Raw genomic sequence first — 11504 nt, forward strand, 5'->3', positions numbered from 1 at the left:
GGTTGCAAGCAACCGCTCCAACTCTTCGTTAGCGCATGGTTTCAGATACTATTTCATCTCCCTTACCGGGATGCTTTTCACCTTTCCCTCACGGTACTAGTTCACTATCGATCTCATACAATATTTAGCCTTGGAAGTGTAGTGCTCCCATCTTCAAACGGGATTTCTCCGGTCCCGCCCTACTTTTCTCAGACCTAGTTCCACAAAAATGTTTTCACCTACGGGGCTATCACCCTCTATGGCCGCTCTTTCCAGAGGCGTTTGATTAACATTAATGCTAAAGACTGACGGCTGTTCCGCTTTCGCTCGCCACTACTGACGGAATCTCTTCGATTTCTTTTCCTCCAGGTACTAAGATGTTTCAATTCCCTGGGTTTGCTTCATTAACCTATTAATTCAGTTAATGATTCTCAGTTAAACTGAGTGTGTTGCCACATTCGGATACCCCCGGATCAAAGCTTGCTTGGCAGCTCCCCGAGGCTTTTCGCAACCTGCTACGTCCTTCTTCGCTTGCATGAGTCAAGGCATCCACCATACGCGTTAAAGTAACCTTTCTAATTTTTTGAGAATTAGCAGTTAAGAATCACTTAATTCAAAACTACTTAACTTATTTAAGATTGTTTTAACCTATTTTTTTCTATCAATTATTTTTGCAAATAATCAATAGACTATGCTTGACTATCACTATCATCCCCCTGTCCGCCTTTCCGCTAACCAGAGCTAAGACAAAGAAAGTAGTGAGACCTTGTTCAATTGTAAAGATGCAATTGATGCGGAAACCTTTGTCTGAATCATGAATTATGAATCATGAATTATGCAATAGTTTCAGCACTAAAATATAACTTTTGTATTTTTGTACTTTTGTAATTATTTTGTAATTTTGTAGGGAATAAAAAAACCGCCCTCGCAGCGGATCACATTTAGGCAATATCAAACCCAACGTTTCACCCGCTTTTGCATCTCGATTTTTTAATCTGATTTCTCAAATTGTTTTTGTTATTTTTAAACACTAAAATTAACACGTGAATCTATTCTAGCAGTTATAAAAAACCTGTCAAGGGCAAAAAAACCGCCTAAAATTTCTTTCAAACGGCTTCATTTATCTTTTATTTTAACTTCCGCAGGAAGCATTTCCGGAACCGGCTGCAGCTGTTCCTTCTCCAAATCCGGCAGACGGATTAGTCGATGATAAAGCCACGCTGCATTCAGCCGGCTGCTTGTCGAAACCGGAGCAAACTGCTTTCAAAATACTGGCTGAATCTCTGCCTGAACCAATGGTTGTTCCGTTTATGACCAATGTCGGAGATCCTTGCACTCCATATTTTTTATTATCAGCAGAAGCTAAGCCGAAAGGAGAGGATCCGGGATCGCTTTTGAAGTTTTCTGTAAGTTTGTTATCACTATCAGTTTTTTTCACGCAAGCATCAATCTGCGATTTGATTATTCCGGTGCTGGTTATGCATTTGGCGCTATCGCCTGAAGCTGATTTTGTAAAACAATCCAGATATGAAATCAGTTTCGCCGGCTGCCCTTTTTCAATGCAATACTGAGTCAGATTTTCATCAAATTCCTTCTTGCCATGAAGGGTATAATCGACAAATTTAAGTTTGAAATTTATTTTTGCTCCCAATTTCTGAACCACTGGAATAATTCCTTTTTCGATCTGAACTCCGTATGGGCAATAACTCATCACAAAGAGCTCCACTTCCGGGATAGCTTTTTTCACTGAAGCTTCAGCTGCCTCTTTTGGCTTTGGCGCTGAAGAATCTGCCGGATTATCGGTTTTTTTGTCTAATTCAATAGCCTGCGGAAAGAAAATCTTTCCATCATTCGTTGCGTAAGCAATTATTTCCTGTTTGCCGACCATCAAGGTCATTTTATACAAAGATCCTTGTTTTTCGACTTTAGTAATATTGAAATCTGTTCCCGGCTGGATCAGATTAGCTTTTACATAATCTTCCACTTTGGTTTTAACTGCCTCTTGGCTCAAAACATTTTTGGTGCTGTTTTTGTACACGATTCCCACTGCAATCAGCAAAATCAGAGCCACCGCAAAAATAACATTATTTTTGTTTACCAATGATTTCTTTTTTAACTCTCCTTTGTCCGCATCGACGGATTTTATTTCTTCTTCCATCTTGGTTTATTTTTTAGTTTATTAATCAACCCAACCATTTTACTACCTTTATCCAAAAATAGCCAACTATTTAATGATCTTCTTAATCTCCTTCAAGAGTTCCGGCAATATCTTATCTTCCGCAACTGATTTGATAACTTTTCCTTTCACAAAAATTGCGCCCATCTTTTTTCCTCCCGCCACTCCGATATCAGCTTCGCGCGCTTCTCCGGGACCGTTCACCACGCATCCCATCACTGCCACTTTAATTGGTTTATCAATTCCTTCCAAAGCCTTTTCCACTTTTCCCGCCAGACCGATGAGATTAATCTCGGTTCTCCCGCAAGTCGGACAGGAAATCATTTCTGGACCATATTTTCGAAGTTTCAAAGCTTTCAGTATTTCAAATCCTGGGCGAATTTCCTCCACTGGATCAGCTGTGAGCGAAACCCGAATAGTTGCTCCAATTCCTTCGTTCAAAAGAATTCCGATTCCCAAGGTGCTTTTTATTATTCCCACATACGACGTCCCCGCTTCCGTCACTCCCAAATGCAAAGGATAATTTACTTTTTTCGCCAAAAGCCGATAACCTTCCACCATCTGTGGCACATCGCTAAATTTGATGGAAATCAGGATGTCATGAAAATTTAATTTTTCCAGAATCCGAACATGACGGAGTGCTGACTCTACGGCTGCTTTCGGAGTTGGACCATATTTTTCCTGCAAATCTTTTTCGAGCGAACCCACATTGATTCCAATTCGAATTGGAATTTTTTTCGCCTTGCAAGCTTTCACTACCGCTTCCACTTTTTCTCTGGAACCGATATTACCGGGATTAATTCTGATTTTATCCGCGCCTTGCGCCACGCATTCCAAAGCTAATTTGTAATCAAAATGAATGTCGACAACCAGCGGGATATGGATTTTTTTCTTTATTTTCCCCACCGCTTTGGCTGCAATCATATCCGGAACCGCTACGCGCGCGATTTCGCATCCCGCTTTTTCCAAGGCCAAAATCTGTTTTACTGTCGCTGTAACGTCTCTTGTGTCCGTATTGCACATTGATTGCACTCGCACCGGATTATCTCCACCCAAAAGATATGGACCAACTTTCACCACCCTTGATTTGTATTTTTTCATTTGACTACAGGCTATGTCATTCCGCACTTGATGCGGAATCTACGCTTTCAAATTTCACTAGCCTAGTGTTTGCACATTAAACTTGTGATTATCGCTTATGTAGATTCCTGCTTTCGCAGGAATGACATGAAAAATTATTAATTTTTATTATCTACCCAACTTCCACAAAAAATTTCGGATAATGTTTTTTCATTATTACTTTCGCTTTCAAAGCGTCTTTTTTGCTTTTGAATATTCCAAAAACCGTCGAACCGGATCCGGTCATCAGAGCGCCCGATGCGCCAGCTTCCGTTAATTTGTTTTTGATTTCCTTAATGATTGGATATTTTTTTTCAATTACTGGTTCAAAATGATTATAAAGTCCATTGATTATCTTGTCAGTATTCTTTTCTTGCACATATCTAAACATTTTTACCGATATCCCTTTGTTCCCCAAATTATTATACTTGTGCATTTCTCCAAAAGCCCACGGAGTGGAAATGTGTATTTCAGGATTGACTATCACAAAATTGAGCCCTGAAAGATCTGCATTTTTCTTGATTCTGTCTCCCATTCTGTCCAAAAAGGCAGAATTCTTGGGAGAAAGAAAAATAGGCACATCCTTTCCGACTTCTGAAGCCATCGCTTCCAGCTCTTTGCCAGAAATTTTATTCTTGAAATATTTATTAAGTATTTTCAAAACTGCCGCACCATCCGAACTTCCTCCGCCCAAACCAGCGCCAATTGGAATATTTTTCTTAATTTCAATCACAATTCCAATTTCTTTTCCGATTTTTGAGAAATATTTTTCTGCTGCTTTGTGGCAAATATTACTTTCATCCAAAGGAATTTTTTTTGAATTACTCCTGATTTTTATTCCGCTTTTATCCGGATAAAATTTTATCGTCACTTCATCGAAGATACTTTCAAGTTTTGTCATCACGGTGCGAAGTTCGTGATAACCATTGGGAAGTTTTTTGACTATTTCCAATGTTAAATTTATCTTAGCCGGAGCTTTTTGCTTGATAGTTTTCATTTAACCAAACTTACAATTGCAAACGCTTGAACTCCTTCGCCTTTTCCAAAGGAAGTTAATTCTTCTCCAGAAGTCGCATTTATCCCAATATCTTCTTTTTTTATTTCCAGAATAGGAGCCAACGTCTCGCGAATTTTTTCTGCTACAGGAAGTATTTTCGGAGTTTTCGCTTCAACTGAAATTCCAACATTGTTTATTTTATATCCTTTTTCTTTGATATGTTCCATTGCAACTTTTAAATATTCTTTGCTGTCAGTTATTCCTTTGTCGTGACACATCGAACAAGAATAAACCGAAAGAGATTCTCCTCCGATTGCCTGCTCCAAGGCGTTACAAAGGGAATGAATAATAACGTCCCCGTCAGAATTGCTTTTGAATCCAGCCTCATTAGAAATTTCCACTCCGCCAAGAAATAATTTTTTACTTAGATCATTTGAAAATTTGTGGGAATCCTGCCCGATTCCTACTCTGAAGTCTTGCATTTTTTTACGTCTTTAATGATAATCTTCGCCAAGGCCAGATCGGCCGGCGTCGTAATCTTTAAATTATTTTCCGATGCTTGGATTATCTTCACTTTTTTCCCTATCCTTTCCACCAGAGAAACATCATCGGTGCCGATAAAATTATCCTTGTCGGCTTTCGTGAAAGCCCTGAAAGCCAGCGGGAATCTGATCGCCTGCGGTGTCTGCATATTCCAGAGCTTTGACCTCTCAAGAGTTTTGACAACAAAACCCTTTTCATCAACCTCTTTGATCGTATCTTTTGTCGGATGGGCCACGGCGCAGGCTCCATATTTTTTGGCGCCAAATATCGCATCGGAAATTTCCTCGGGAGTTACGAACGGATTGGCGCCATTATGGAATAATACGACCGCTCCGGCTTTATTTTTCAATATTTCATCCAAAAATATAATCGCATTCAATCCCGAAAACTGTCTCTCTTTTCCGCCTTCGATGATGCCGATGACTTTTTTAATTTTATATTTCCCGACAATCTTTTTGGCCAGCTCGATCTCTTCTTTCCTGATTACGATCAAAATTCCGTCAATGTCCTGGCATCTTTCAAAAGCCTTAAGCGTATGGAAGACCAGGGGCTTTCCGCCCAGTTCCAGCAAAACTTTATTTTTTCCGGCTCCCATCCTTTTACCGATTCCGGAAGACAAAATAACAGCTATATTCATATCATTTAGAACTTACATATTTGACTATGGCAATTTGATTTTCGGAGGCGCGATTATAAAACTGTCCGTCATCGTGCCGGAGCAATCAAATTGACAGAGGCAAATATGTAAGATATCAAAACTACGACTTGTTAAAATATTCCTCTGCTTTTTTCGACGCCTCGGCGATGCTTTTCTCAATCTGCTCCAATGTCGGATGCTTGATGACCTTATGCGAGTCCATCACCTTCCTGACAATTTTCGGAATATCCATCAGTTTGCATTCCTTGTTCAGAAATTTCCAGACCATAAAATCATTGGCAGCATTCATCACCGCCGGAAGCGTTCCGCCTTTTTTGGCCGCTTCAAGTGCATACTCGAGGCAGGGAAATCTGTCATAGTCTGGCTCTTCAAAAGTAAGAGTTTTGGAAAAATTCATTCTTTCAATTGGAGCCTTCCATCTTTTTGGATAAGAAAGAGCATATTGAATCGGGAGCCGCATATCCGGATTGGCCATTTGCGCCATTATGCTTCCATCGGAATATTCCACCATTGAATGAATAACGCTTTGCGGATGAATAACCACATCGATTTTTTCAATCGGCATATCATAGAGCCACATCGCTTCGATCACCTCAAATCCTTTGTTCATTTGTGTCGCGCAATCGATGGTAATTTTATTTCCCATTGTCCAAGTTCCGTGATTAAGCGCATTATCAACTGTGGCATTTTCCAATTCTTTTTTGGTTTTCTTCCAAAGCGCTCCTCCGGAACAAGTTATTATTAAGCGCTCCACCTCTGATCTTTTTTCCCCATTAAGACATTGAAACAGTGCTGAGTGCTCAGAATCAATCGGCATTAATTTTACTTTGTATTTCTTCACTTCCCTCATCACTATCGATCCAGCCGCTACCAAAGTTTCCTTGTTAGCCAGAGCAATATCTTTCTTTTTTCGAATAGCATTAAGCGTTGCTCGAATTCCAACTAGACCAACAACTGAATTGATAAGCGTGTCGTATCCGCTGATATTAGTAAGTTTGACCAAAGCGTTTTCTCCTGAATATACCGGGATTGATATTTTCTTCCTCATTTTTTCTGCTTCTTTTTCGTCCGGAATAGCCACCGCTTTCGGTTTGTATTTTTTGATCTGTTTCAAAAGTAAATCAAAATTATTGTTAGCAGCGAGTCCTGCTATACTTAACTTTTTGGGATATTTGCTGACAACATCCAACACTTGTCCCCCAATATTCCCCGTGCTCCCCAAAATTACTAACTTTTTCATCCCTGTAGTAGAATTTCGAATTATTATTTATTTTTATATAAATAATCTTTCAATCTTCTTTTTAATAATCTTTTACCCTGTGTAGTTTTTAAATATTTTTCTCTTCTTTTTGAATCTTCTATATCTAAACATGCCTCATAATAAACAAGCTTCCATGGGATATAAGGCTTCGTTGATTTGTTTAATCCTTGATTATGTTCTTTTAGACGTCTTCTAAGATCGCCAGTATAACCTGTATATAACGATTTACTCTTTTCACTCTTTAATAAGTAATTATAAAAATAATCATTTCGAAATTTCACTACAGGGCATTTTTTCAAAAGATTAATAATAACCCATAGATACTAGCACAAAATCCATAATCTTTCAAACAAAAAAGCATAAACTCAAATAAATTTACAAGTTACACGATTATCGGAAAAATGTTATTATAATATTAGATTTAATTTAATAATATATATTTTATGCACCCAATAGACAAATTGTGCCGCCCCACAACAGTGGCAATCGTAAGAAAAAATATTAACGGTGTGCCGCACATCCTAATGCAAACTCGCTGGAAGCCAAAAGAAGATCCGATTTACAGTGGAACGCTGGAATTGCCAGCCGGTCATATTTATTCATACGAAGATGTGCACGAAGCACTTAAGCGCGAAATATTTGAAGAAACGGGTCTCCGTGTAAGCATCATAGAGCCAAACACACGAACAAAAAACTTTATCTTACGTGATGATGACGCATTTGGTTTCAAGCCTTTTTGCGCAACCCAGCAACTTAAAAACGGACTTCCATGGATTGGTTTCGTTTTTCTTTGCGAAGTGGAAGATGGAGAATTCATTGCCCAAGAAAGCGAAACAAAGAATCAAAAATGGATTCCTGAAGATGAAATTAAAACAATGATTCAGAATACTCCGGAAAAGATATTCACCTTTCATCTTCCGCCGCTCACCTTTTATTTTCAAGAAAAATAAAAAATTTTCAATCAAAAACCCGGCCGAAACCGGGGTTAAAAATACTATAATTTATAGCCTAAAAATTACGTCCTATTTCTAGCTGCAAAGGTAAATGAATAAAAATAGTTTTGGAAATTTTTTCCCGCTGAATTATAGGCGTTACTAAAAACAAAATAATCAGCTAGCATCTCTCTCAGTCTCAAAATCTCTTTGAGTCTTAATCTGTTTTTCTCATCACTAATCGTTAAATCTAAAAGCTCCAGTGCTCGATCAAAAGCTAACTGGCTGTATTCCGCATTGCTTTTCTCCTTCCATTTCAAAGCCCTTTCGACTTCGCTTCCGACATTTGCCATCTGCTCAAGAAAAGAAAGCGAATTCCATCGCCCTTCGGCTAAATTTTTGTGTTGATAATTCATTTTTTCACCAACTTATTGACGATTGATTTTATTTTTTTCTGAATTTTTACATCATCAACTCCCCGGCTTCTATTTCCTTGTGCCGGACGCAAATTTATCATTGAATCAAATTCAACAAAATCATCTTCGGAAATTTCCGGATATAGATTAATTCCCCAAAGATTTTCTTGTTTTGACCCATTTTCCAGAAGAAATGCTTCCTCATCAGCATGAAGTTCAGCATCTACTGCCATTATTTCTTTTTTAATATCGACTACCGCTTTCACCAAGTTGCCAAACATTTTTTCCGCCATTTCTTTTAACTCTTGAATCGTGATTTCTTTATCAATAATTTTCATAATGAAATAATACCACAAGCGAAAAATACCGTCAAAAAACCCGTCCAAGACAGGGAATTTTAATATTATATGCAAATTATATTTTGAATTTGTTTTCAGTATTATGGCGATCTATCGCCAGCTCAATCAGCTTATCTATAAGCGCGGGGTAAGGAATGCCACTGTATTCCCATAACTTCGGATACATACTTATGGAAGTAAATCCGGGCACGGTATTAATTTCATTAACAAAAATTTGATTGTTTTTAGTTATAAAAAAATCAACTCTTCCCATACCCTCGCAACACAGCGTCTCAAATACCTTTAGGGCCATGCTCTGAATTTTTTTTGTCATAGATTTCGATATCTTAGCCGGTATAGACAAAGTCGCGGCATTTTCATCCAGATATTTTGCTTCATATGAATAGAACTCTCGATGAAGAATTATTTCCCCCGGAATTGAAGCAATGGGTTTTCCATTTCCCAAAACGGAACATTCCAACTCTCTTCCTTCAATAAATTCTTCAATTATTATTTTACTGCCATAGGAAAATGAATCTTTTATTGCAACTTCAAACTCACTTTTATTTTTTACCTTTTTGATCCCGACAGAAGATCCAAGGCTTGCCGGTTTAACAAAAAATGGCAAACCCAACTTTTTTTTAATTTTTTCAAAAGATATTTCATTTTTCTGATGTTTTTTATATACAATATAATCAGCAACAGTAATTTTGGCTTCTCGTAGAAGCCTTTTCGTGACATCCTTATCCATTCCAATCGATGAACCCGTAATGTCTGCTCCGACAAAAGGAACATTAAAAATCTTAAAAAATCCCTGCAGCGCTCCATCTTCTCCAAAAGTGCCATGGACAAGAGGAAAAACCGCATCAACTTTTTTATTTTCTATGAAGAAACCCCCATTTTTCGCACAAGGAACAACCGGATTATTTTTAACAAATTTATCCGAAAAAAATGGCTGATTTCCGGATAAAAAATATTTTTCATCAACATGAAACCATCGGCCTTTTTTATCTATTCCAACAAGAATTACATTGTACTTCAGCTTGTCGATAACTTTCAAAACGCTATGCGCCGATTGAATCGAAACATCATGCTCGGCTGACTTCCCGCCAAAAATAATTGCGATTGTTTTTTTCATTCTTTCGGTTTTTTTCATTTCCTAAACTTAGCATGAAGTTGAACTAAAATCAAAAAACCCGGCCGAAATCGGGGTTGAAAAAATACTATAATTTAAACCTAAGAACTATGTCCTATTTCTAGCTGCAAAGGCAAATGAATAAAAATAATCTTGGAAATTTTTTCCCGCTGAATTATAGGCGTTACTAAAAACAAAATAATCAGCTAGCATCTCTCTGAGCCTCAAAATCTCTTTGAGTCTTAATCTGTTTTTCTCATCACCAATCGTTAAATCTAAAAGCTCCAAAGCTCGATCAAAAGCCAGCTGGCTGTATTCCGCATTGCTTTTCTCCTTCCATTTTAAAGCCCTTTCAACTTCGCTTCCGACATTCGCCATCTGCTCAAGAAAAGAAAGCGAGTTCCATCGCCCTTCGGCTAAATTTTTGTGTTGATAATTCATTTCTTCACCAGCTTATTAACGATTGATTTTATTTTTTCCTGAATTTTTACATCATCAATTCCCCGGCTTCTATTTCCTTGTGCCGGACGCAAATTTATCATTGAATTAAATTCAACGAAATCATCTCCGGAAATTTCCGGATACAGGTTAATCCCCCAAAGATTTTCTTGTTTTGACCCATTTTCCAGAAGAAATGCTTCTTCATCGGCATGAAGTTCAGCGTCTACTGCCATTATTTCTTTTTCAACGTCAACTACCGCTTTCACCAAGTTGCCAAACATTTTTTCCGCCATTTCTTTTAACTCTTGAATCGTGATTTCTTTATCAATAATTTTCATAGTGAAATAATACCACAAGCGAAAAATACCGTCAAAAAACCCGGCCAAAACCGGGGTTAAAAAATCTAAAAAAATAAACTAGGCTCTACAAACTGAATTCACAAAGCGAGCTTCCTGGATTCTTCAGATATTCTGTTTTTTACGTCTTCCCAGCCTATTTTTTTAAGCATAACTGGGACTGGCTCATTTTCAGCATCATCGAAAAAAGTAATGCTTTTGAGGATATGAAGCTTGTTGTATTTTATGTTCTTAAATTTTTTCTCAAAAAATTCAATCAAATCTGTTAAATTATATTTTTCCATCAAGAAATAAAGATCGACAAAATCCTTTTTGCTTCCTCGGGAGGAAATGGCATCAATTTTCATCGCCGCAATATCACGTTCATCGGCTAATTTCAAGCCCTCAAATTCTAAAAATGGATAAAGTTGACCGTAATCATATCTCAAAAAACTCAACTTTACTCCGTCCAAAACTCCATTAATGGTTCCTTCTTCCTCACCGGAAAGAAAAAAATCTCCAATTTCTGATAATTTTTTCTTTATTTCGGAATTAGAAAAATTTTCTTTGGAAAAAAAATCAAGATCAACTGACTCTCTGTGTCCCAATTGAATTGCCAACGCAGTTCCTCCGGCTAAATAAAATTCTGAGGCAATAACGCTTGAAACTAATTTCTCCAAAACATTCCTCGTTTTTTCGTTGATTGCATTTGGTTGCATTTCTCTTTTTCTAGGTTAAAGTAAAAACACCAGAAATTTCTGGATTTGAAATCCATTTTTTGATAATTTTTTTGAAAAATATCCTTGATGATTTCCATTCCATAAACATCAACTGCCCATTTTAAATCATCAGTATCGCCAAACATCAATATTCTTTGAACAATAAAATCTCGATGTTTTTTTTCATCAATTTCATTTGGGTCTACATCCCAAAAAAGACTCTGCTTTCCTATCGTTTTCATGCCTTAATTGTAGCATAAAATCAACCGAAAATCAAATCAAAAACCCGGCCAAAACCGGGGTTAAAAAATACTATAACCTAAAAACTGCAACCCTACCCTTTCGGCTGGACAATCGGCAATTCTACGATAAACTTCGACCCTTTTCCCGCTCCTTCAGATTCGACATAAATTCTTCCGTGCTGGGCCTCGATTATGTTTTTGCCGACATAAAGT

At 37.6% G+C, this 11504-nt stretch carries 15 protein-coding genes and 1 rRNA gene; 1 reads left to right on the forward strand and 15 read right to left on the reverse strand.

What is annotated here, in order from left to right:
* From WC906_03995 to WC906_04030, 8 genes are all read right to left on the reverse strand, one after another.
* Window positions 1-556, reverse strand: a 23S ribosomal RNA gene (locus WC906_03995); the annotation flags it as partial.
* Between the two features lie 555 nt (window positions 557-1111).
* The gene (locus WC906_04000; GenBank protein ID MFA5777575.1) at window positions 1112-2137 is read right to left on the reverse strand and encodes a hypothetical protein; all 1026 of its coding nucleotides are present in this window, start codon (window positions 2135-2137) and stop codon (window positions 1112-1114) included.
* Window positions 2138-2203: 66 nt separating this feature from the next.
* The gene (gene ispG / locus WC906_04005) at window positions 2204-3256 is read right to left on the reverse strand and encodes a flavodoxin-dependent (E)-4-hydroxy-3-methylbut-2-enyl-diphosphate synthase (GenBank protein MFA5777576.1); all 1053 of its coding nucleotides are present in this window, start codon (window positions 3254-3256) and stop codon (window positions 2204-2206) included.
* A gap of 151 nt (window positions 3257-3407) precedes the next feature.
* Window positions 3408-4271, reverse strand: a complete 864-nt coding sequence (gene ispE, locus WC906_04010; protein MFA5777577.1) for a 4-(cytidine 5'-diphospho)-2-C-methyl-D-erythritol kinase — start codon at window positions 4269-4271, stop codon at window positions 3408-3410.
* Window positions 4268-4753, reverse strand: coding sequence for a 2-C-methyl-D-erythritol 2,4-cyclodiphosphate synthase (gene ispF / locus WC906_04015; protein ID MFA5777578.1), 486 nt, complete (start codon window positions 4751-4753; stop codon window positions 4268-4270). The genes ispE and ispF overlap by 4 nt, the downstream gene beginning before the upstream one ends.
* Window positions 4735-5451, reverse strand: a complete 717-nt coding sequence (gene ispD / locus WC906_04020; protein ID MFA5777579.1) for a 2-C-methyl-D-erythritol 4-phosphate cytidylyltransferase — start codon at window positions 5449-5451, stop codon at window positions 4735-4737. Before ispD ends, ispF begins: the two co-directional genes overlap by 19 nt.
* A gap of 121 nt (window positions 5452-5572) precedes the next feature.
* The gene (locus WC906_04025; GenBank protein MFA5777580.1) at window positions 5573-6712 is read right to left on the reverse strand and encodes a 1-deoxy-D-xylulose-5-phosphate reductoisomerase; all 1140 of its coding nucleotides are present in this window, start codon (window positions 6710-6712) and stop codon (window positions 5573-5575) included.
* Between the two features lie 23 nt (window positions 6713-6735).
* Window positions 6736-7032 (reverse strand): GIY-YIG nuclease family protein, encoded by a 297-nt coding sequence (locus WC906_04030; protein ID MFA5777581.1) that lies wholly within the window; start codon window positions 7030-7032, stop codon window positions 6736-6738.
* Window positions 7033-7176: 144 nt separating this feature from the next.
* On the opposite strand from WC906_04030, the gene WC906_04035 reads away from it, so the two are divergent.
* Complete coding sequence (locus WC906_04035) at window positions 7177-7683, forward strand: NUDIX domain-containing protein (protein ID MFA5777582.1); 507 nt, start codon at window positions 7177-7179, stop codon at window positions 7681-7683.
* A 65-nt stretch (window positions 7684-7748) separates the two neighbouring features.
* Here WC906_04035 and WC906_04040 read toward each other — a convergent pair whose 3' ends face one another.
* The 7 genes from WC906_04040 to WC906_04070 all read right to left on the reverse strand — a co-directional run bounded on the left by WC906_04040 (window position 7749) and on the right by WC906_04070 (window position 11291).
* Complete coding sequence (locus WC906_04040) at window positions 7749-8081, reverse strand: hypothetical protein (GenBank protein MFA5777583.1); 333 nt, start codon at window positions 8079-8081, stop codon at window positions 7749-7751.
* Window positions 8078-8419: a DUF5674 family protein gene (locus tag WC906_04045; protein MFA5777584.1), complete on the reverse strand. Its 342-nt coding sequence runs from the start codon at window positions 8417-8419 to the stop codon at window positions 8078-8080. The genes WC906_04040 and WC906_04045 overlap by 4 nt, the downstream gene beginning before the upstream one ends.
* Window positions 8420-8495: 76 nt before the next feature.
* Window positions 8496-9575, reverse strand: a complete 1080-nt coding sequence (ddlA, locus tag WC906_04050) for a D-alanine--D-alanine ligase (GenBank protein ID MFA5777585.1) — start codon at window positions 9573-9575, stop codon at window positions 8496-8498.
* An 87-nt stretch (window positions 9576-9662) separates the two neighbouring features.
* The gene (locus WC906_04055; protein ID MFA5777586.1) at window positions 9663-9995 is read right to left on the reverse strand and encodes a hypothetical protein; all 333 of its coding nucleotides are present in this window, start codon (window positions 9993-9995) and stop codon (window positions 9663-9665) included.
* Window positions 9992-10333: a DUF5674 family protein gene (locus WC906_04060; GenBank protein MFA5777587.1), complete on the reverse strand. Its 342-nt coding sequence runs from the start codon at window positions 10331-10333 to the stop codon at window positions 9992-9994. The genes WC906_04055 and WC906_04060 overlap by 4 nt, the downstream gene beginning before the upstream one ends.
* Window positions 10334-10431: 98 nt before the next feature.
* On the reverse strand, window positions 10432-11049 hold the full coding sequence (locus tag WC906_04065; GenBank protein ID MFA5777588.1) for a nucleotidyl transferase AbiEii/AbiGii toxin family protein: 618 nt from the start codon (window positions 11047-11049) through the stop codon (window positions 10432-10434).
* On the reverse strand, window positions 10998-11291 hold the full coding sequence (locus tag WC906_04070) for a hypothetical protein (GenBank protein ID MFA5777589.1): 294 nt from the start codon (window positions 11289-11291) through the stop codon (window positions 10998-11000). The genes WC906_04065 and WC906_04070 overlap by 52 nt, the downstream gene beginning before the upstream one ends.
* Window positions 11292-11504: the final 213 nt, after the last annotated feature.

It is taken from the genome of Parcubacteria group bacterium (genome assembly GCA_041657845.1).
In the GTDB taxonomy this organism is placed as follows: domain Bacteria; phylum Patescibacteriota; class Minisyncoccia; order Moranbacterales; family JAKLHP01; genus JAKLHP01.

What these genes read in the sequence shown, in the direction of transcription:
- WC906_04000 (MFA5777575.1), bottom strand. Translation starts at nt 2,137, where the DNA reads ATGGAAGAAGAAATAAAATCCGTCGATGCGGACAAAGGAGAGTTAAAA.
- ispG (MFA5777576.1), bottom strand. Translation starts at nt 3,256, where the DNA reads ATGAAAAAATACAAATCAAGGGTGGTGAAAGTTGGTCCATATCTTTTG.
- ispE (MFA5777577.1), bottom strand. Translation starts at nt 4,271, where the DNA reads ATGAAAACTATCAAGCAAAAAGCTCCGGCTAAGATAAATTTAACATTG.
- ispF (MFA5777578.1), bottom strand. Translation starts at nt 4,753, where the DNA reads ATGCAAGACTTCAGAGTAGGAATCGGGCAGGATTCCCACAAATTTTCA.
- ispD (MFA5777579.1), bottom strand. Translation starts at nt 5,451, where the DNA reads ATGAATATAGCTGTTATTTTGTCTTCCGGAATCGGTAAAAGGATGGGA.
- WC906_04025 (MFA5777580.1), bottom strand. Translation starts at nt 6,712, where the DNA reads ATGAAAAAGTTAGTAATTTTGGGGAGCACGGGGAATATTGGGGGACAA.
- WC906_04035 (MFA5777582.1), top strand. Translation starts at nt 7,177, where the DNA reads ATGCACCCAATAGACAAATTGTGCCGCCCCACAACAGTGGCAATCGTA.
- WC906_04040 (MFA5777583.1), bottom strand. Translation starts at nt 8,081, where the DNA reads ATGAATTATCAACACAAAAATTTAGCCGAAGGGCGATGGAATTCGCTT.
- WC906_04045 (MFA5777584.1), bottom strand. Translation starts at nt 8,419, where the DNA reads ATGAAAATTATTGATAAAGAAATCACGATTCAAGAGTTAAAAGAAATG.
- ddlA (MFA5777585.1), bottom strand. Translation starts at nt 9,575, where the DNA reads ATGAAAAAAACCGAAAGAATGAAAAAAACAATCGCAATTATTTTTGGC.
- WC906_04055 (MFA5777586.1), bottom strand. Translation starts at nt 9,995, where the DNA reads ATGAATTATCAACACAAAAATTTAGCCGAAGGGCGATGGAACTCGCTT.
- WC906_04060 (MFA5777587.1), bottom strand. Translation starts at nt 10,333, where the DNA reads ATGAAAATTATTGATAAAGAAATCACGATTCAAGAGTTAAAAGAAATG.
- WC906_04065 (MFA5777588.1), bottom strand. Translation starts at nt 11,049, where the DNA reads ATGCAACCAAATGCAATCAACGAAAAAACGAGGAATGTTTTGGAGAAA.
- WC906_04070 (MFA5777589.1), bottom strand. Translation starts at nt 11,291, where the DNA reads ATGAAAACGATAGGAAAGCAGAGTCTTTTTTGGGATGTAGACCCAAAT.